Here is an 18,987-nt window from a genome sequence, read left to right on the forward strand (position 1 = left end):
TAAATCGAATTACTGAAAAAAAGCCAGGCGATCCGCAAAGATCGCCTGGCTTTTTGCATTATTGTCTGTCGAGCTGCTTGTCGATTTCCAGAGCGGCGCTGATGAGCGCCAGGTGGGTGAATGCCTGCGGGAAGTTGCCTAGATGCTCGGCTTTGTGGCCGATTTCTTCGCTGAAAAGACCCAGGTGATTGGCATAACCGATCATTTTCTCAAAACTGTCTAGCGCTTTTGCTACTTCTCCGCTTTTGGCAAGAGACTCGATGAACCAGAATGAACACATATTGAATGTGCCTTCTTCGCCTTCCAGGCCGTCAAATGACGTTTCGCCATTTTTGTAGCGATACAACAGCACATCGACGCCGAGCTGTTCTTCCACGACTTTCAATGTGGACAGCCAGCGCGGTTCACGGGGAGAAATAAAATGCATGAGCGACATCAGCAGCACACTTGCGTCCACATTTTTGGCGCCTTTATACTGCACCCACGCACCAATTTCTTCATTCCAGAAGTTCTCGTAAATGTCCGTGTAAATGTCGTCGCGCACTTTTTTCCAGTCACTTTCGGGAAAAGGAAATGAGCGGTGCTGACCGATTTTGATCGCGCGGTCCATCGCCACCCAGCACATGAGCCGACTGTGCAAAAAGTGCTTTTCGGTGTTACGGATTTCCCAGATGCCGTGATCGGCCGTTTTCCACTTTTTGGTGACCACATCGACCTGTTTTACGATGGTTTCCCAAAACTCAAATGTAATCGGCGCGTGCTGTTTGTTGTAAATGTAAATGGTGTCGATCAGCTCGCCGTAAATGTCGAGCTGGTGCTGGCCCTGCGCACCATTGCCGATCCGCACGGGCTTTGAATTTTGGTAACCGCTCAAATGTGTCAGCTCTTCTTCCTCCATATCATGCCCGCCGTCGATGGTGTACATCAGGTAAAGCTGGTCTTCCTGGGCGCGGTCATGGATCCATTCGAGAAACGCCGTGGCCTCTTCCGTGTAACCCAGCCGCAGGAACGCATACATGGTAAAAGCCGCGTCCCTGATCCACATAAAGCGATAATCCCAGTTGCGACCGCCGCCGACAACCTCGGGCAAACTGAATGTCGGCGCAGCGACCATCGATCCCAGCTCGCGGGAAGTGAGCAATTTCAGCGTGATCGCCGAGCGGTTCACAGTGCCGTTCCAGCGACCTTTGTAAGTGGATTTTTTGGACCAGTTCCGCCAGAAATCAATCGTGTCCTGGTAAGTGCTTTTCTTATAAACTTCAATCGGATTCTCATCTTCAACCTGACTTTTTCCGCATTCCAGCACCAGATAAGCCGTTTTGCCCTGTTCGAGCGTAAATTCAGCATAACCCGAATTTTGTTTGATCTGCAAAGGAACGTCCGCAATGAGGCGCATCACCGTTCCATCCTCATTATGAGCGTTGAAGTAAACGCTTTCGTCGCGCAGCTCGCAGGTGTGCGTGGCATTGGCATAATCAAAAGCAGGCTCGCATTTGGCCTGAAAAGTAATGTTACCGCGAACGGTTTTCACCTGTCGCACGATCGCATTAGACTTGTCCATCTGATCGTCAACGGGCATATAATCAGTGACTTCCGCAATGCCTTCTTCCGAAAAAAAGCGGGTTAGAAGCACTGCGGTGGCCGGAAGATAGAGCTGCTTGGTGTTGTAACCGTCCATTTGCGGGTAAATGGCAAAGCTGCCGCCTTTTTTATGATCCAGCAATTTGGCAAAAACCGTGGGTGAATCGAAAGCGGGATAACACATGAAATCGATAGAGCCTTCAACGGAAACGAGGGCGACGGTTTTGAGATTTCCAATCAGTCCGTAATCCTCAATCCGTGTATATTCAGGGTTCTTTTTAGGCATTTGGTTTCGTGTAGTTTTGAAAATCAAGTGCCTAAATTATCACGCCAGTAAGCGACAATGCTAAATCATAGTTCATCGGTTAATCAGTGCAAATTCACGTTTTGTTATTTCAATCTTACAAGCGGATGGTTGAGTCCATTCACATCATTTTTGACGATTTTATATTTATCCAAACTTTTAAAAAGCGACGTTAATGTCTTGAAACCATAAGTTCGCGAGTCAAAACTGGGGTCGATTTTCCGGAGCGACGTGCCTATTTTTGAAATGAATGCTTCTTCTTCCTCATTAGCCGAAATTTCAAATGCCTTATCAATAATGGTCATATCGATCTTCGGATATTTGCGCTTCGTATCCTGCTTTTTCGGCTCTTTTTTGACGATTTCCTTCGGGGTAACATCCACTTTCAGCGGCTCAGGCTCTTCTGTATTTGTGTCAATCTCAGCCACCAGGTTTTCGCTGAATGTGAATATCTCACACGAATTCACGAATGCGATCGGCGTATTTTTCCGCCCGATTCCCATTACAAAAAGTCCTTCTTCACGAATCCTTTTCGCCAAACCGGTGTAATCGCTGTCACTCGAAACGATGCAAAACCCTTCCACACTTTTGCTGTGCAGAATGTCCATGGCATCGATAATGAGCGAGCTGTCGGTCGAGTTTTTGCCTGTTGTATAAGAAAATTTCTGGATCGGACTGATCGAATGCTGATTTACGATTTCCTTCCAACTGTTCATCTGGTTAGTTGTCCAGTCGCCGTAAATGCGCCGGATCGTCGCTTTTCCGTATTTGGAAACTTCCTCCAAAGTTTCCTTCATCAATTTGGCCTGCGCATTGTCCCCATCGATCAATACGGCAATGTTAAATTTGGTTTCACTCATGTTTCTGAATCGTTTTCGAATTCAACTTACATAATATTTTGCATCCAGCCGCAGCCTAACCCTTCGGAAAAATCAACCTTACTGTTGTCTGCCCAAGCTCGTTCCGGAGGCGTTGATTTCAATGCCCAGCAGGACGCAGAGATCTTTGACGATGACCAGTCCAATGCCTTTTTGCTCTGGATAAGGTGAGACCAGCAGCCATTCCTCATAAGAGCGATAGGATTTGTTGAGCCATTTGATGAGCGTTTCGGGCATTCCATCGCCCGTGTCAGCAATGGTAATGTGCTTTTTGCCTGTTAATATGCCTGCTGAAATGGTGACTTTTGAATGACTGATCTTCAATGCATTGTCCAAAATGTTATGCACCGCAATGGACAGCAGGTTGGCATCGCTGCAAACTTCAAATTCCGGCGGAACCAGATTTTCCATGACCAATTCGCGCGAAACGGCGACGGCTGAAAAAAGGCCGCAGGTGTCAGAAACCAGTTGAAGCACATTAACGGGGCCCATTTGCGTCCGTGATGACGGATTTCCGCTCTGAACTTTAATGTAGTCCAGCAGATTTTTGGTTAGCGTACTGATCCGCACCGAGGTGTTGAGCGTCTCTTCACTCATGCGCACAATCAGCGGATTATCCGTTTCCTGCTTTTGCAAATGGGCATTCATGTATTTCAAAGACACACCTACATAATGCAAAGGCGTCTGAATGTCGTGGTTTACGGCGGCGATGATCTGGCTGATCACCCGATAATGCCGCACCAGATTGTCTTTTCTTTCTTTTTTCAAAAGATAACCCGCCCGCCATTTCACTCCCGCAAAAAACAATGCTAAAAAGCCAGCTGCAACGAGCAGCCGGAACAACCACGTTTCATACCACGCACGCGGAACATGCAAATTGATGGTTTTGTAAGTAAAGTTATTGGTCCCGAATCCGTTGACTTTTCTGATTTTCAACTGATAGTCACCGTGTGACATGGATGAAACCGGAATCGTAAAGTCCTCATTTACAGGAAGCCATTTTGCATTCCTGCCATTGCCGGTAAGCGCATAATGCATGCGGATATTGTTGCTATGGCCATAATAAGGCGTAGTAACTTTCAGGCGGAGCTGCCCGAAATCACGCGGGATTTGCAGTGTGTCCTGCGGCCTCAGACTTCTCCCATCCAGCGTAACATTGCTCACAAATATGCCTTTTTCAGTTAATTCAGGCGTTATTTTGTTTGGTAAAAACCATACGAGACCGTCAATGGATGGAAGCGAAACAGTGCCGTCGGCAAGCTTCACCGCGCAAGGCCGGCAACCGCCGTTGAATTCATTTGTCTCGAATCCCTGACTTTTATCGTAATAAAGATAGTAAACGAAATTCCGGCTGTCGCGCACATAATCAAGCAGTTGTTGCTTAGCCACCTGAAAAAGTCCCTTATTGGTTGTGATCCAAAAAAAGCCTTTTGCGTCTTCCACAATGCAATGTGCTGTCGCCAAAAACCGGTCTTCATCCAATGGAAAAGCAATCAATCTGCCCTTTTTTAACAAAGAAAAAACCATTGCCGTAAGTCGTGATCCAGGTTCCGTCCGTGGTGGTGTAAAAGCTGCGGACATTGATATTCTTAAAATTCCGGATCACCTGGAAATCTTTCGTCCGTGTGTTATATCGATATAATCCGGCTTCCGTTCCGAGCAGCAGTGTTTCGGGCGTTTCCTGGCCGATAATGGTAATGCCACCAAATTTTGATTTCAGCACAGTTTCGGGTTCATAACCATTTCCCGAGCGGCGCAATGTATACAATGCATTCGCTTCCCCGCCTATCCAAAGCTGGTTTTTATCATCGGCAAAAAGCGACTTAAATTTCTCTTTGAAGTGCACTTTCATCAACACACGCTTCCCTGATTTATCCAGCTGAAAGAGATTGTGCGCAATGCCGAACCACAATGTGCTGTCGCTGTTTGCCGCGAGCGAAAACTTATATCGAAAATCCTCCATAAACCGCGAAGTTCTCCTCGCCGTAATGCGGGACGTCGCGGCATCGATGCCCAGCAGATAACCCTGCGAAGTCAAAACAGAACGTCCGGGCCTGGAGCTTGGGCATAATACACGTTATCGGCATCATTATCGAGCATTTTCAATGTTTGAAAATCCTTTCGTTTAAATAAAAACAAACCTTTTGTAATGCTGCCCAGCAACAACATTCCGGACGCTTTGCTATAATGCGCCGTGACAATGCTCAGGTTGTCAAAATCAAAATTCTTTAAAATGAGCGTCGTTTTTAGATTCCCGTTTTCCGATTCTTCGAGCGTATAAAAGCAATGATCGAGATAAAGAAATGCCTGCCGCGAAACATTGTTCCAATACAGCTGATAATCTTTCTTGTTTTTTTGAAACGATGGATTAATGACAATGTCGCCTGTTAGCAATGCGGGCTCAGCGCGCTGATCTTTAATAATTTTGATAAAATCACCGTTCGAATCGGTGGCATAAGGGCTTGATCCGATTAAGATAAAGTGGCTGAATGATCCGTTTACACTGAAATCCTTTTTGCCATTTTTATAACATACAATGATACTTTTTTTCCAGATATAATGCGTCGCGTGATCTGCCGAGGCGAAGTAATGCTCTCCCGAAGGACTCACTGCAAATTGCGAAGGAATGCTGGCCAGAATGCTGTTATGGCGCATTTCACCTCGTGCTTCGGGGTTGACCTTTTGATAATTAGTATAAAAATTGCTGTCCACTGACACGAGGCCGCTGTTCAGGATGCCGATGTATTCGTTGGTTTCTGCTAATGCGTAAAATTCGTGCTGATTCGCATGCTTACGATTGACGGCGGGCACAAAACCCATAATCCGGTTACTCAATAATGGCAGGCTCGATTTGTCGAAAGAAATGAATCTTTGCCCGTCAAAACGCACCAGCCCCGCTTCGGTGGAAAGCCAGACGAATCCGTTTTTATCTTCCATAATGGCCTTAATGCTGTTTTGCGGAAGGCCATTTTCGTCTGTAAAATGCTGTAAACGATAACTGGAAAGTTGCTGCTGCGCACTGGCAGTCCATATGCTGAGCGAGCATAAAAAAACGAGGATCCGGAAAATCTTCATTCAGCCATTTTGGGTAAGACATTTTGCAGTAAGAGGTCGCCTGGATGCCAAGCTACCCGTTTAATTCAAAATATCTGGTTAGTTCAATAATGTTCACTACACCAAGTTTCTCGAAAATTTTCGCTTTATAAGTGCTTACCGACGAAGACGACAAATGAATGTGATCGCTAATTGCTTTGGTTGACAGGCCTTTGGACAACAATCTCGCCACTTCCAATTCTTTATCCGAAAGCTTTTCCAAAACAGATTCCTGATTTCCTTTGGCACCAAACAATTGACCAAAAGCCTGTTGCATAACCGCCGGACTTGCATAAATCCTGCCGTTCAGCAATGTGTCAATGGCCAATTTAAATTCTTCATTCAACGCAGTTTTGGAAATGTAACCATTAGCCCCTGCTTTCAGGAAAGGAAGTGCATAAAGCTGCTCGTCGTAGCTGGAACAGACCAGAATCCGGATATCCGGCTGCTTAATCCGAACCAGGTTCACCATACTCACCTTATCCCCGCCCGGCAGGTTGATATCCATGATCAGGAGGTCGAAATGCTGTTTTTCAAGTGCCAGAAGCGTTTTATTAAAGTCTGACGTTGCCATAACCGCAGCATCCGGCAGATGCTCCATCAGCAGATGTTGTATGCCCACCAAAATAAGCGGATGGTCCTCGGCTACAATAATTTGAACAGGCATTGTTATGGAACGAAAGAGGCACATTGATTACCAATATTATAAAAATTCGTGCATAGAATTAATTTGTGCAGCACTAAATTTTTTCAATGATCAATTCACATTTTTCAATGATGATTTCAACTTCTTCTGATTCCGATGCTCTGTATACGCAGTAGTTTTACATCATGAAAAGGCGTCATCTCGGAGGTGATGATGTTTGATTCATAACGTTGAGTAACGGTCATATCTCCCGGTCTTGCCGGAGAGCTGATTTTAAGTTCAGGGTTTAATTTTATCTGATCTCAAAAAATTGTTATTTTCGGGCTTCTTCCAACGCGACAGGCTGCTCAGAATAATATGGCTCAGGAATACATCGAAATTCGCGGCGCCCGCGAAAACAATCTCAAAAACGTATCATTAAGTATTCCAAAACGCAAGATCACGATCTTTACGGGCGTTTCGGGATCCGGAAAATCATCCATCGTTTTCGACACGATCGCGACGGAGGCGCAGCGGCAGCTGAATGAAAATTTCAGTATGTTCATCCGAAATTTCTTGCCCAAATATGCGCAGCCGCACGCCGACGCGATCGAAAACCTGAGCATGGCCATCGTTGTGGACCAGCGAAGGCTGGGTGGGAATTCGCATTCAACCCTGGGCACGATCACCGACATTTCGCCCGTGCTCCGTCTGCTGTTTTCAAGGATAGGAACGCCGCATATTGGCAATTCCAACGCTTTCTCGTTCAACGATCCGCAGGGAATGTGCCTTGAATGCAATGGATTGGGCAAGAAAATGGGTGTTGTGGCGGAACTCGTTCCTGGATATGAGCAAGTCGCTGAATGAAGGCGCGGTGCAGGTTCCCGTATTTGCGACTTGGGAAAAAACCAGTTACGCCAGCTCCGGCTTTTTTGATAATGATAAAAAGCTTTCCGACTTCACGCCGGAAGAAATGGAGTTGCTGCTTTATGGCAAAAATTTGAAATACAAATTGCAGGTTGGCGGCGGTTCAATGAACGCAACTTATCTCGGCATCATCGAAAAATTTGAAAAATCATACATTAAGCGTGACCTCAAAACCCTGTCCGAACGCACCCAAAAAGCCGTTGCACCATACATTGCGCTCGGCCCATGCCCGGCATGCAAAGGCGCGCGTCTGAGCCAGGCTGCATTGAGCTGCAAGATTAAGGAAAAGAACATTGCTGAAATGTCAGCGATGGAAGTTTCCGAATTGCTCGCATTGGTGCAGGAAATCAATGATCCGGTGGCGGGTTCGATGCTGGCGACATTATCGGAAAGATTGCAGCATTTGGTCAATATCGGTTTGGAATATCTGAGCCTTGATCGTGAAACAACCACATTATCGGGCGGTGAATCGCAGCGTGTCAAGATGGTTAAACACCTCAGCAGCAGCCTTATTGATGTCATGTATATTTTTGACGAACCGAGTGTGGGACTGCACCCAAGAGATGTTCACCGGCTCACGGAACTGCTTGGGAAGCTCCGGGATAAGGGCAACACAGTGATCGTTGTCGAGCACGATCCGGATGTGATCAAAGTGGCTGACCACATTGTTGACGTGGGCCCGCATGCCGGCAGCAAAGGCGGGCAGATTGTGTTTGAAGGCAGCTTTGCGGACCTGACAAAGGCGGATACGCTCACCGGACGGCATATCAAACAGTCGCTGCCGATTAAAGAAAAATCACGAAAACCGACGGGCAAGCTTGCTATCAAAAACGCGAAGGTTAACAACCTGCATAATGTGAGTGTGGACATTCCCGTTGGCGTGCTTACCGTTGTCACGGGCGTTGCCGGCTCGGGGAAAAGCTCGCTGATTAACCATGTATTTTTAAAACAACATCCGAAAGCGATCGTCATTGACCAATCTGCCGTAGGGACTTCAACCCGTTCCAATCCAGCCACTTACACTGGTGTAATGGACGATGTGCGAAAGGCATTTGCCAAAGTAAACGGCGTGAGCGCTTCATTATTCAGTTTCAATTCTCAGGGAGCTTGTGCAAATTGTCTGGGCCTGGGTGTGATTTACACTGATCTCGCTTTTCTGGACGGCATCAAGACGCCTTGCGAAGTGTGCGAAGGGAAGCGTTTTAAGGAAGAAGTGCTGGCGTATAAGCTTGACGGGAAGTCGATTTCAGACATTTTGGAAATGACTGTGCTGCAATCGCTGGAATATTTTACCCAAGCTGACATTGTGAACAAGTTGCAGGCAATGAGTGATGTGGGTCTCGATTATTTAACGCTCGGGCAGCCGCTTAGCACACTGTCCGGCGGAGAATGTCAGCGCATTAAGCTGGCGAGTGATCTGCACAAGAAAAGTGGCGTTTATGTGCTGGATGAGCCAACAACGGGCCTGCATATGTCGGATATTACGCATTTGCTTTCCATCATGAACCGGTTAGTCGATTCTGGAAACACGATGATCGTCATTGAGCACAATCTGGATGTGATCAAAAATGCGGACTGGATCATTGATATGGGCCCGGATGGCGGGACAAAAGGCGGCAATGTGGTTTTTGAAGGCACGCCGTTGCAGTTGCTGAGCGCGGAAGGCTCCATAACAAGTGAGTATCTGAGAGGCGTGAGCTAATCAACCCGTAAACCTATTTTTCGACGATTTGCAATGTTTTCTGGTCTGGAATTCCGTTAAAATATTTGTCCAAAACAGCCTGGAAAACTGGATCTGTATTTGCTACAAGACTGAATAAAGTCATGGACGACCTCACTTTAAGGTCGTCCGGATTCCCAAGAATTTGATTCGCTGTTTTGCCCTGAATATCTAGAAAAGCATTTGAGATCTCAATAAGCCGTTTTCCCAACACCGGATGCTGTAAATATCGGCTGGCTTGTTCCAGACTTTCGATCCCGTAAAAAACCGAAGTGCTGCTCATGCCCAAACCGGCAATTTGCGGAAAAACATACCATATCCAATGTCCGCGCTTTCTCCCGCTGCGGATTTCCGCCAATGCACCGGCATAGTCCCGCTCCTGCGCTTCCACAAACTTTTCTAAATCGGAATCTGATTTCATGACGCCAGATTTTATGCTAAATCAAAAACTGTTTTAATAATTCAATTCTTTAATCTTGGCTACAACCCGGCTTGCGACAAGCTGATAACCCTTATCATTCAGGTGAATCTCGTCCGTGTTCACATTGGTGCGCATGCCTGTCGGGAAATTGTTGTTTTGCAAGTCCGTTAGGTCCTGATCATTAGGAACATAGCCAATTGCTGTCATTTCTTCGGGCGTTGGCGGCGTCATAGGCACATAGGAACGGCCGTATTTCGAAGCAAGCGCATCATTAATGGATGTAACCTGATTGTACTTTTCCGTGCCTTGCGCTTCAAATGCGCCTAAAAGAATTCCCACGACAAGATATCGTCGAGGCTCATCAATGTAGGCGATTGAATTGTCCAATGCAGTGTAGATTTCCTCCTCCGCCCCTGCCCTTCCAATGTTGTTCCGGCCATACCAAAAGATCTGTGTAGCAGTTTTGTAATTGCTCACTTCGTCCAGCAAAAATTCGGAATTAGCCGGAATTTCGACCGTGCTTTCAACGTCCGGTGTTACCGTATATTTATCGCCAAACTCTTCACTGCCAGTCCGTTTGATGGTGCATTGCACACCAGCCAGTTTGCCTCGTTTGCTGTAATCATTGTTGTTACTATACGTTGACAAAAACGGGTTACTTAACTGCGTGACTTTGACAGGATTAAGGCCGTCAAACTTGTCCCCCTCGAACAGAAATCGTAAGCGGGGTTCCTCCCTGCATTACAGAGGTCGAAAGTGCGTGCTGGCCTACAATGCCGTCACTGTAAATCGGTCTGCCAGGCAATGCTGCACCTACGAGTGTGCCATAAGGCGCAGTGCCACCGGCGCCGATCGTCAGGCTGTCACCAAAGAACGCGAGGGTTTTATCGCGCGGCGGCAATTCAACTTCTGGTGACGTTTTACTGGGGATGAGGTCCTCGACCAATCCGCTGCAGGATGTCAAAAAAGTGGTTGTTAAAATGGCCGCCCCAGATTGGCGAAAGAACCGCCGGCGGGTTAAAAAATGGTCTGGTTTCGGTGTGTTTGACTTACGCTGATGGTCGTCGATCATTGTATTATAGGAAGTATGAGTTATTCTCATGTTGCAACAACAATAATCATTCCAACCACACAATCAGTAATTTACCGTTAGATCAAAATTGCTTGCTGCACCCTTCGCTTCCGCGTTTTTTTGCACAAAAAACATCAAGCCATGGAACAGGTAATCTTTCAATTAGCAGGTTTTATTGAAGTAGCGTTGGTTTTACTCATGCTTTTCATTGGATACAAGATCATTCAGACGCTCGAAACCGCGCCATCTAAAAAGGGGAATATTTCTTAGTCATCCCCTTATTCAATGTCGCATTTAGCGGAATAATTCATCAATTGACGGCCAGCACATAATAAGCGCCATCCGTTGTTTCACCCGCTGATTGTATTTCCCAGCCCTGCGCCTTATAAAATGCCAGCGCATTCTGATTGGCCTGCAAACATTTAAGGCTTGCGGGCCGCCCCATTTTTTCAAGACAAGCTTTCAGCAACTGCTTCCCCGCCCCTTTTCCAATGCTGGCGGGATCTACAAACAGGGAATGAACAAAGTTTTGAGGCGGCCACCAGGCGATGAAGCCAATCGGAGTTTCATTTTCCATCGCAACGAGGATTTCCTCTCCCTTCGTTGCCAAGTCAAAATCCATCAAATCAAACTGCGCTGGATCTTCCCATGTAAAGGCATGGCGCCTGGCGTCCCTGAATATACGCCGGAGCGCGGGTGTATGTTCCGGTAAATGATTTATAATTGTCAATGGAATATCGCGCGTGAATGATGCAAATCAAGTTAAATAAAAAGCCTGAAACAAAATTGAATGTTTCAGGCCTTTAATCAAATGAGATAGCTTAAAATTAATTAACCTTCTTGCTCAACAACTTTTGGTTTACGTCCGCGTGGCTTGCCGGTGTAAGCTGGCTTTGGTTCAGAACTCGCAAGTGCCAATTCGTAACCTACTACGCCTTCTTCGTAATTGAATGATGTAACCTCGAATGTATATTTCGTTGTGTCGTATGCAACTCCGCCTTGTTTTAAAATAATTGCCAAAGGAATTACATAACCTCTGCCGCTTTTCACAAGTGAAAAAGTGTCTGATTCGTCAGCAGATGGAATAAGATAAACAGTGTTGATTTTTCTTTTTCCCTGATCTGTTCCAATTTTGAATTTGGTCGTATCCGCCTCAATTCCTAACTCAGTAAGTGCCGCAGCTGGCAAAACAATTTTCCCTGTTGCTGAAATGTATCCGCTTGGCTTTGGTGTTGATTTGGTCACCTCACTTTTTGGAAGATTTTCCTGAGGTGAAAAAAACTTTATTGATTTCGCTTTCATAATTATGAATAAAATTAGCAGTTATGTCGAGCGAAATTAAGAATTATAATCGCTTATAAAAATATTAAGCAAATAAACTAATCGAATGCATTATGTAACCGACGGCTAAAAAATGGATAAAAAAATTGCGTATTATCACTTGCCAGCCATGAATTAAATGTATTAATCAAGTGTAGAAATAGCGAAAAATTAATGCTTCCTTTTGAACTTAGGCGGCTGAACGTAAAGCTCGACCGTAGCAGCAAAACCAGAGGCCCGAACGGGCACTGCGCCCTCAATGAGCCGGTTTGAGACATTCTTGCGATAGCCGCCGAATATTTCCACGCCTGCATAAGCGCCTATTCTGCGGTTATACGCAACACCCATGTCAATGTCAACACGCCGGCAAACTCCCAGCGCAGGACTGCTTAATTGATTGATATAATAAGTGCGGGTAACAGCCTCTGATTTCAGGTAAATGATGTCGGAAGGAGAGATATTTTTCCGTAAAGAAACCTTCTTCGGAAGTATCATTTCAAGCCCTGTATTATCAGAAAAATTGTAGTTAAGAATAAAAACAGGAAGCACGGTCAGCTTGAAACTCTTATTCATCATTATCCCAAAACCAATTTCCTTATTAGCACTTTTTCTACGCAAATAGGAAGCAGATAATGTATAATTGGCAGGAATTTCATCCCAGTTTAATGATCCGAAATCACCGCTTTTATTAATATGCGACGTAAATATGAACCAGGAAGCGCTGTCGAGCTTTACGAGCGTATTAAGGTCCAATGCAAAAGTCCGCAGGTTCCAGCCTTCCATATGACTGACCGGATTTTCGCCCGTACTTTTAAATTCGAGTTGTTCCGTACGATAATTGGGGCCTAATAAAACGGTTACTTTTTTGCCATGCACAAGTGGAACCCATGCTCTTACAAAATATTCTTCCTGGCTGAAACGCTTGGTGTCCGTCCCATTAAATCGAAAAGTTTTGCCTGGCGCATGTGTATGACGAATAGTGAGCCATTTGGACGGCCCCATGCCTTCGAGACCGGGCTTTCAGTGACTGGCACATTGCGTGCGCGCTCAACATGGAAATGATAACGAACAATGCCCCGGGGCTGCGAAACTGCATAAAAACTATTTCTCAAAAGGTTTACAACTCTCGTAAGCACGCGCGTCGATAGACGAAAATTCACTTAAACAAATCTCGCCAATTCCAGGCATTAAATCATTAACTGTGAGTCGGTAACGAATTAAGATTTCAAATAAGTTCCATGCGGGCATTTCGCCATGCATTCACGAAAAAAAGCGCCTCTGAACATTTCAGAAGCGCTTCCTTTATTAACGGCCAATTTCGAGTTAACGTATATCCTCGTATTTACCCTGGCTCAAATCGCCGGTCTCGAATCCTTTTTTAAACCAATACATTCTTTGCTGTGAACTTCCGTGGGTAAACGCATCGGGAACAACATAGCCCTGAGATTCTTTTTGGAGCTTATCATCACCAATGGCATTGGCCGCGGTCAAAGCAGCTTCCAGGTCGCCCGGTTCAAGAATGTCTCGCTCATTTGTTGCGCATGATTTGCCCAAACACCGGCGAGAAAATCAGCCTGCAATTCAAGTTTTACAGAAAGTTTATTGTACTCTTCCTTACTGATCCTGCCGCGCTGCTCCTGCAACTGATTCGGAATTCCCATCAGATTCTGAACATGGGTGTCCTGGTATACTTCATGTGCGACGACAGACGCCACCGCAAAGTCACCCGGAGCCTTAAACTTGTCCCTTAATTCGTCACAAAATGCGAGGTCAATATACACTTTCTGATCCGCAGGGCAGTAGAACGGGCCCATAGCAGACGAGGCGCCGCCACAGCCACTCTGGGTTGCATCTTCAAAAATTTGAAGCTTCGGCTTTTCGTATTGGGCGTCATTAGCCGTATAAATCTCCGACCAGACATCTTCTGTGCTGCCGAAAACGGCGGACACGAAATCAGCCGTTTTATCGTCGGGACGAGGTCCGGCAGGGCGGGTTTCTGCTTGCTGCGTTTCGGTTCCTGCGAGATTGCCCAGAATTTCGCCCCGGATCCCGGCCTGTTAATAAGCCAATCGCGAGGACGATGATCATTCCAATTCCCCCGATTGCGACTTTTCCACCACCAGACATTCCCCGGCGGTCTTCAACATTTCCGCTTCTTCGTAAAATCCTGCCAACGCATAGACAGTTATAGATGTTTAGATATTCAGAAAATGATAAAAACCATGCCAATATACGTAGCCATAAAATTACGCAGGGTTACGGTTGCTAATGCATTAAATAATGTGCCAGGAGATCATTTTTCGAGAGTTTCGAAAAACGCTTCGGCATATCAGCATGCGTGTGCAGTGAAATAAATCGGTTTTATACAAAGCTAAATAGGATTGTGTATAGTAGTAATTGCTTTTCAAAAACTACCAATCTCATAATTACCGGATCTTTTTACCGGCAAATAACCGCGGTGCTCCACATATTCATTGAAAGCCATTAAATCCTAATCTAAAAGCTTGTTTTGGAGCCGTTAAGAAAAATGAATGTTTAACAAAAAAACAGTAAAAAAATGAATTTAGTAAAACAATTACCACTCGGGCTTAGCCTGGCTTGTCTGATGTTTATGAGCAGCTGCTCGAAGGAAGAGGCGGTGACGCCGGGATCGGCCGTTACGAATGAAAGCTCAAATTTAAGGCAGGGAGGGCCAGTTTTTGTGCCTGTAACTTATCTACCGTCTACTGATGGGCCAACTTGTGTAGGTTGCACGGTTAATGACTGGTATTTATCGTTCCCTGGACAAGGTGCTACTTCTAGTTTGACAGCGTATGCCGGAAATCCCTCTAAGAAGTGGGTTCAGCCACTGCCAGCTCCTTCGGTAGGCGTGGGATCTTTTCTAACTGTGACTCATGATGCAGACCACCCAGCTAGCACTTGGGGTATCGTAAATAATTTGATCAAGGGTAAGAAATATAAAATTACTTTTAATATATCCACAACTAGCCTGGACGATGCATATGGTCAAAGTGCGTATTCTTCCAGTGCAATGGCCTTTATTACTGATAGTGGAACTTTGGCGAAAAAGACAATAGACTTCACAGGCAAGCACAACCAATGGATAAGTGAAACACTCGAATTCATTGCAAACTCTGATGTATGCGTTTTTAACCTTGTGGGGTACACTTCACAAGGAGAAACTAAATTAACGTTTACAAACCTTCACGTAGGCAAAAACGCTATTCAACAAATAAATTAACAATCCATACTAGGCTCACTTAATTAAAAATCCGCTTTGTTTGAGGCGGATTTTTTTAGTTTATGTAGTTTAATTAAGTTCATAATTCTCTCACCACTTCTGCCTTAAAACTTCATCCAATAACCACTCACAACCGAACGCAATCGAAATCCGACCGACTTTCCATTCAAAGTCTCATGCGAGTCTGAAAGCGGAATGCGATACGTGTGTTTCCATAGCGCAATTTTAAATGGGCTTGACTAATACTGGGAAGTCCTGCTGATTGGTGGCCAATGTGGCTATATAGTGGGAGCCCAAAGCAGTTTTTGATTGGTAAAGGTCAATTTGTCTGCTACAATGTCAACGGACATTAAAGAGTTGGCTAGCAACCTTAAAGCTAACTCGCTTCATTTGATTAGTAATAGTTACTTTTCAAAAACCACAAATCTCATAGCCAGAACTTCTTCCGTCCGGCAAATAACCCGCAGCCTCCACATATTCATTAGAAGCCATTAAATTCCAAATTAAAAGCCTGTTTTGAAGCCAGTAACATAAATGAATGTTTAATTTCAAAACAGAACAAAATGAATTTACTAAAACAATTGCCCATCGCATTAGGGATGGCGGGTTTAATGATGATGAGCAGCTGCTCGAAGGAGGATGTGCAGACGCCGGAGCCAGTGAAAAGTGAAAGGATGGATGCGAATATGCGGGGAGTGCCCATCGCTAATCCGATACATCTTCCCTTAACGGATGGCCCAACTTGTGATAACTGTTTGCCTAGTGGATGGGAAATTGATAATTATTCCCCAGGATATGCCACTTCCAGCTTGATAGCATTTGCTGGTAATCCTTCCAAAAAGTGGTCTAAGTTATTGCCGACGCCTTCCACAGGATCTGGGTCGATTATTACATTAGTAAGTAAGGATTTTCTAAATAGCGCGGGAACTGATGCAACAATAAAACATTTGATAAAAGGCAGAAAGTATAAGCTTTACGTTAAGTTTATCTACAACTAGCTTGGCTGGGAGCTAATGGGCCGTATATTCCTGCTGTTCATTTAAATGTAATAGATACCCCTTTTCCTACTAGTCATCTTGCTTATAAAAAAGTTGAGTTCGTTGGAAAGCAGAATCAATGGATAACCGAAACAATTGAATTTATAGCAATGAGTACTGAAGAGCGTTTTTCTATAGACTGCGATGGTGGAGCTGGAACAAATGATATAACATATACAAATATCCATGTTGGTCCAAATGCAGTTCAACAAATTGATTAAGAATCCGCACTAAGCTCACAATAACTAAATAATCCGCTTCCTTTGAGACGGATTATTTGGTTCTACTCACCTCACTTCCACCGCTCCCCCAAAACCTTCATCCAATAACCACCCACAACCGACCTTGCTCTAAATCCAACAGACTTGCCATCCACAGTCTCATGCCAATCAGAAAGTGGAATACGATCGGGGGTTTCGAGGGCGTATTTGTAAACTGGCTGAATTAATGCTTCGAAATCTTTTGGGTTGCTGGCTAATGTAGCAGTCCAGACGATCCAGTCGGATTTGGTGTAGGTTTTACGGCTGTCCAAAGGGAGGCCGAAGGGTTTTTGTTTTGTCAGATAATATTTGATTTCTTTTTCGGCGACGGTTTTAGGAAATACATCGAGATTTAGGAGATCATCCCAAACGAGGTTGTATTTCTGGCTCCACGAATCTTTGTTGTCGAAAGTGAGGGCGTAATGATCGCCGCTGTCGGCTAATTGCATCCACTTTTGGGCGAATTCTTTCACCAGGGCATTCACTTCTGCGGCTTCTTTTGTTTCACCAAGCTGTTCGGCCATTTTTGCATAAGAAGCCAAACCCATAATTGCCTTGATCGATAAGTTCGCATTGCGGGCGAGGTGGCCGGCGAAATCGTCGGTGCAAAGCTGGTTGGCCGGGTCGAAGCCTTCTTTTTTGAGATAACTGGCCCAGGTTGTGAGCACTTTCCAATGATTTTTGGCAAACTCAATGTTGTTTTCTGCTTTGCAAATGGCGTAAGTCAATGTCAGCATGTTCCCGGATTCTTCCACGGGCATGTCTTCGCCGTAAGTCTGGCCGTTAGCGAGCGGATAAGTTCCCACGTCATGTGCCGCGAAAGGCTTTGTCCATTTGCCGCTTTCGGAATAATAAAAGATCGGTTCCATCATTCCCTTCAGCAATGTTGGATTGTAAAGAAGGAACAGCGGCGCCGAAGGATAAGTGATATCGACCGTGCCAATAGAACCATTACTGAAATTTTCTTTGGATAAAAATAATGGAGAACCAGAGGGATCAGCGACTAATTTATGAGCAGAAATCGCCTGGCGATAAGCCAAAACGCAGAGTTCGGCATATTGCTTTCCGCCCGCTTTCAAGGCATCGTCGAAGATCAGTTCGTCGGTCGCCAAACACTCCTTAATGATTTTGGCAAAATCACTTTCCGCATTTTTAAATTCACCCTGAATGGTTTTGTTTCCATCCTTATTCCACCACGGCCGCAGGTTCTGCCCAAAATATTGAACAGAATATCCATCGTCATAGCCGAGCATTAAATGATGGGTTTTCACGTCTCCACCGATTTTCTCAGACAGCACAACCGCCATGGATTTGTTATCGGCATTTGCAGGAGCAGCCCCATTATCACTCACCGAGCCGCCTTTTGAAAATGATTTGATCAACTCTTCCGGCGAGCCCAAGCCAGCACTTTTTACATCGGACGCATTGCCAGCCAAATAAGCCCGGCCCCAATCAATGCGGACGTCATCGCCCTTTATACCCAACAACTTCTGCTCAGTATTGCCAAGCGAAAGCATCAAAAGTCCATTCTGGGTTTCCTTTTTGCCTTCCACTTTTTGGCCCGCATCATTTACCGCCCAAAGTCCCGAAACAGCATGAAGTATTTCAACCTGATGCGTTTTTCCATCCGTAGACTTCAATTCATAAACCACATAATTGACAGGACGTGAGATCAAACTCAGGTCTTTCAAGATCAAAGGCGCGATAAAAGCGGCTTTCAACTGCACGGGGCCTACTTGAAAATCATAAATCGTTTGTGTAGCCGTCATTTCAAAACCGGTTTGGTTGGCAGGCTGGATTACATCTGCGCCTTTTGGAGCGATTTCATCTGCAAGTCCAATGTCTATATAGCCGGGGCCAGCTCCGTTTTTGCAATAGGCGGCCAGGATATTTTTGCCTTTTTTAAGCGCTTTTCTTGCCGAGGCGCTGATGGGCTTGAATTCGTAATCGCCGGTAAAACAAGGTCCGCAATCAAATGCGGGAACGCCGTTGATGAAAACCTGCACATCGTCGTCGTGGAAAATGTTCAAGGTTGGTTTCTCAAAATCAGCGGCCGTTAATGTGAATTCGCGGCGATACCATACTTCCTGCTGGAATTCCGTGCCGCCTTTGAGCATCGCATCATTGCGGTCTTTCGTGCCAAATGGAGCGGGCGCCTGTTTCCAGGTGCTGACATTATAACCTTCTTTATACCACCAGTTTGGATCTGGTTTTACGGTGGTGAATTTCGCAGTGTAAGGCATTCGTTTTGCCGTTGGCAAAATCGTTTTCATCTCCGGCGCTGTCGCACCCATGAAGCGGTAAGTCTTGCCATCCACCCGGATCAATCCATCCATCGGATGCGGTTTGCCTGTCCAATGTTTCGTCACAGAACCATTCAGCTGGTCACCAAACGACCATACGCTTGTGTAAGGGTCAATGGTGATCAGGGGCGTTGCGGGGCGGAAGGTTTGCGCGAAGAGCGAGAAAGGAAAAAGGAGTAGCAATAATAAGGAGCAATTTTTCATC

At 45.4% G+C, this 18,987-nt stretch carries 19 protein-coding genes and 1 pseudogene; 5 read left to right on the forward strand and 15 right to left on the reverse strand.

Annotation, left to right across the window (positions count from 1 at the left end; all coding sequences use genetic code 11):
• Window positions 1-58: 58 nt before the first annotated feature.
• The 6 genes from AC0IYG_RS01535 to AC0IYG_RS01560 all read right to left on the reverse strand — a co-directional run bounded on the left by AC0IYG_RS01535 (window position 59) and on the right by AC0IYG_RS01560 (window position 6,523).
• Window positions 59-1,867 (reverse strand): glycoside hydrolase family 15 protein, encoded by a 1,809-nt coding sequence (locus AC0IYG_RS01535; RefSeq protein WP_471709262.1) that lies wholly within the window; start codon window positions 1,865-1,867, stop codon window positions 59-61.
• Window positions 1,868-1,971: 104 nt separating this feature from the next.
• Window positions 1,972-2,745, reverse strand: a complete 774-nt coding sequence (locus AC0IYG_RS01540) for an NYN domain-containing protein (protein WP_471709263.1) — start codon at window positions 2,743-2,745, stop codon at window positions 1,972-1,974.
• 78 nt (window positions 2,746-2,823) lie between these two features.
• Entirely contained in the window at window positions 2,824-4,260 is a 1,437-nt protein-coding gene (locus tag AC0IYG_RS01545; RefSeq protein ID WP_471709264.1) for a sensor histidine kinase, read from the reverse strand.
• The gene (locus AC0IYG_RS01550) at window positions 4,238-4,801 is read right to left on the reverse strand and encodes a hypothetical protein (protein ID WP_471709265.1); all 564 of its coding nucleotides are present in this window, start codon (window positions 4,799-4,801) and stop codon (window positions 4,238-4,240) included. The genes AC0IYG_RS01545 and AC0IYG_RS01550 overlap by 23 nt, the downstream gene beginning before the upstream one ends.
• Window positions 4,798-5,838: a two-component regulator propeller domain-containing protein gene (locus AC0IYG_RS01555; protein ID WP_471709266.1), complete on the reverse strand. Its 1,041-nt coding sequence runs from the start codon at window positions 5,836-5,838 to the stop codon at window positions 4,798-4,800. The genes AC0IYG_RS01550 and AC0IYG_RS01555 overlap by 4 nt, the downstream gene beginning before the upstream one ends.
• Before the next feature lie 52 nt (window positions 5,839-5,890).
• On the reverse strand, window positions 5,891-6,523 hold the full coding sequence (locus tag AC0IYG_RS01560) for a response regulator (RefSeq protein WP_471709267.1): 633 nt from the start codon (window positions 6,521-6,523) through the stop codon (window positions 5,891-5,893).
• A gap of 336 nt (window positions 6,524-6,859) precedes the next feature.
• On the opposite strand from AC0IYG_RS01560, the gene AC0IYG_RS01565 reads away from it, so the two are divergent.
• Complete coding sequence (locus AC0IYG_RS01565; RefSeq protein WP_471709268.1) at window positions 6,860-7,348, forward strand: P-loop NTPase family protein; 489 nt, start codon at window positions 6,860-6,862, stop codon at window positions 7,346-7,348.
• The gene (locus AC0IYG_RS01570; RefSeq protein ID WP_471709269.1) at window positions 7,281-9,110 is read left to right on the forward strand and encodes an ATP-binding cassette domain-containing protein; all 1,830 of its coding nucleotides are present in this window, start codon (window positions 7,281-7,283) and stop codon (window positions 9,108-9,110) included. The genes AC0IYG_RS01565 and AC0IYG_RS01570 overlap by 68 nt, the downstream gene beginning before the upstream one ends.
• Window positions 9,111-9,123: 13 nt before the next feature.
• Here the strand turns inward: AC0IYG_RS01570 and AC0IYG_RS01575 are convergent, their stop codons facing one another.
• The 3 genes from AC0IYG_RS01575 to AC0IYG_RS01585 are packed head-to-tail and all read right to left on the reverse strand — an operon-like array spanning window position 9,124 to window position 10,513.
• Window positions 9,124-9,549 carry a DUF1810 domain-containing protein gene (locus AC0IYG_RS01575; RefSeq protein WP_471709270.1) on the reverse strand — a complete coding sequence of 142 codons (426 nt, stop codon included), beginning with the start codon at window positions 9,547-9,549 and terminating at the stop codon, window positions 9,124-9,126.
• A gap of 33 nt (window positions 9,550-9,582) precedes the next feature.
• Window positions 9,583-10,197, reverse strand: coding sequence for an SGNH/GDSL hydrolase family protein (locus tag AC0IYG_RS01580; protein WP_471709271.1), 615 nt, complete (start codon window positions 10,195-10,197; stop codon window positions 9,583-9,585).
• Between the two features lie 43 nt (window positions 10,198-10,240).
• The gene (locus tag AC0IYG_RS01585) at window positions 10,241-10,513 is read right to left on the reverse strand and encodes a hypothetical protein (RefSeq protein WP_471709272.1); all 273 of its coding nucleotides are present in this window, start codon (window positions 10,511-10,513) and stop codon (window positions 10,241-10,243) included.
• 249 nt (window positions 10,514-10,762) lie between these two features.
• Between AC0IYG_RS01585 and AC0IYG_RS01590 the strand changes: the two genes are divergently transcribed.
• On the forward strand, window positions 10,763-10,891 hold the full coding sequence (locus tag AC0IYG_RS01590; RefSeq protein ID WP_471709273.1) for a hypothetical protein: 129 nt from the start codon (window positions 10,763-10,765) through the stop codon (window positions 10,889-10,891).
• A 40-nt stretch (window positions 10,892-10,931) separates the two neighbouring features.
• Here AC0IYG_RS01590 and AC0IYG_RS01595 read toward each other — a convergent pair whose 3' ends face one another.
• The 5 genes and pseudogenes from AC0IYG_RS01595 to AC0IYG_RS01615 all read right to left on the reverse strand — a co-directional run bounded on the left by AC0IYG_RS01595 (window position 10,932) and on the right by AC0IYG_RS01615 (window position 14,068).
• The gene (locus AC0IYG_RS01595) at window positions 10,932-11,351 is read right to left on the reverse strand and encodes a GNAT family N-acetyltransferase (protein WP_471709274.1); all 420 of its coding nucleotides are present in this window, start codon (window positions 11,349-11,351) and stop codon (window positions 10,932-10,934) included.
• A 101-nt stretch (window positions 11,352-11,452) separates the two neighbouring features.
• Entirely contained in the window at window positions 11,453-11,923 is a 471-nt protein-coding gene (locus AC0IYG_RS01600; RefSeq protein ID WP_471709275.1) for a hypothetical protein, read from the reverse strand.
• 189 nt (window positions 11,924-12,112) lie between these two features.
• Window positions 12,113-12,943 carry a hypothetical protein gene (locus AC0IYG_RS01605; protein ID WP_471709276.1) on the reverse strand — a complete coding sequence of 277 codons (831 nt, stop codon included), beginning with the start codon at window positions 12,941-12,943 and terminating at the stop codon, window positions 12,113-12,115.
• 321 nt (window positions 12,944-13,264) lie between these two features.
• Window positions 13,265-13,432 (reverse strand): neutral zinc metallopeptidase, encoded by a 168-nt coding sequence (locus tag AC0IYG_RS01610; protein ID WP_471709277.1) that lies wholly within the window; start codon window positions 13,430-13,432, stop codon window positions 13,265-13,267.
• A pseudogene (locus AC0IYG_RS01615) lies at window positions 13,429-14,068 on the reverse strand (neutral zinc metallopeptidase). Before AC0IYG_RS01615 ends, AC0IYG_RS01610 begins: the two are co-directional and overlap by 4 nt.
• 430 nt (window positions 14,069-14,498) lie before the next feature.
• Here AC0IYG_RS01615 and AC0IYG_RS01620 point away from each other — a divergent pair.
• Both AC0IYG_RS01620 and AC0IYG_RS01625 read left to right on the forward strand, forming a co-directional pair.
• Window positions 14,499-15,182, forward strand: a complete 684-nt coding sequence (locus tag AC0IYG_RS01620) for a hypothetical protein (RefSeq protein ID WP_471709278.1) — start codon at window positions 14,499-14,501, stop codon at window positions 15,180-15,182.
• Window positions 15,183-15,745: 563 nt separating this feature from the next.
• A complete protein-coding gene (locus tag AC0IYG_RS01625) occupies window positions 15,746-16,180 on the forward strand; it encodes a hypothetical protein (protein WP_471709279.1) in 435 nt (144 codons plus the stop codon).
• A 331-nt stretch (window positions 16,181-16,511) separates the two neighbouring features.
• On the opposite strand, the gene AC0IYG_RS01630 is transcribed toward AC0IYG_RS01625, so the two are convergent.
• Window positions 16,512-18,986 (reverse strand): glutaminase family protein, encoded by a 2,475-nt coding sequence (locus AC0IYG_RS01630; protein WP_471709321.1) that lies wholly within the window; start codon window positions 18,984-18,986, stop codon window positions 16,512-16,514.
• Window position 18,987 lies beyond the last annotated feature (1 nt).

This window comes from Dyadobacter sp. AC419 (genome assembly GCF_979253085.1).

Excerpts from the sequence above, each read along its gene's own strand:
- AC0IYG_RS01625 (WP_471709279.1), top strand. The coding sequence starts at position 15,746 with ATGAATTTACTAAAACAATTGCCCATCGCATTAGGGATGGCGGGTTTA.
- AC0IYG_RS01540 (WP_471709263.1), bottom strand. The coding sequence starts at position 2,745 with ATGAGTGAAACCAAATTTAACATTGCCGTATTGATCGATGGGGACAAT.
- AC0IYG_RS01605 (WP_471709276.1), bottom strand. The coding sequence starts at position 12,943 with ATGGGGCCGTCCAAATGGCTCACTATTCGTCATACACATGCGCCAGGC.
- AC0IYG_RS01600 (WP_471709275.1), bottom strand. The coding sequence starts at position 11,923 with ATGAAAGCGAAATCAATAAAGTTTTTTTCACCTCAGGAAAATCTTCCA.
- AC0IYG_RS01555 (WP_471709266.1), bottom strand. The coding sequence starts at position 5,838 with ATGAAGATTTTCCGGATCCTCGTTTTTTTATGCTCGCTCAGCATATGG.
- AC0IYG_RS01590 (WP_471709273.1), top strand. The coding sequence starts at position 10,763 with ATGGAACAGGTAATCTTTCAATTAGCAGGTTTTATTGAAGTAGCGTTG.
- AC0IYG_RS01630 (WP_471709321.1), bottom strand. The coding sequence starts at position 18,986 with ATGAAAAATTGCTCCTTATTATTGCTACTCCTTTTTCCTTTCTCGCTC.
- AC0IYG_RS01535 (WP_471709262.1), bottom strand. The coding sequence starts at position 1,867 with ATGCCTAAAAAGAACCCTGAATATACACGGATTGAGGATTACGGACTG.
- AC0IYG_RS01560 (WP_471709267.1), bottom strand. The coding sequence starts at position 6,523 with ATGCCTGTTCAAATTATTGTAGCCGAGGACCATCCGCTTATTTTGGTG.
- AC0IYG_RS01620 (WP_471709278.1), top strand. The coding sequence starts at position 14,499 with ATGAATTTAGTAAAACAATTACCACTCGGGCTTAGCCTGGCTTGTCTG.
- AC0IYG_RS01575 (WP_471709270.1), bottom strand. The coding sequence starts at position 9,549 with ATGAAATCAGATTCCGATTTAGAAAAGTTTGTGGAAGCGCAGGAGCGG.
- AC0IYG_RS01570 (WP_471709269.1), top strand. The coding sequence starts at position 7,281 with ATGGATTGGGCAAGAAAATGGGTGTTGTGGCGGAACTCGTTCCTGGAT.
- AC0IYG_RS01565 (WP_471709268.1), top strand. The coding sequence starts at position 6,860 with ATGGCTCAGGAATACATCGAAATTCGCGGCGCCCGCGAAAACAATCTC.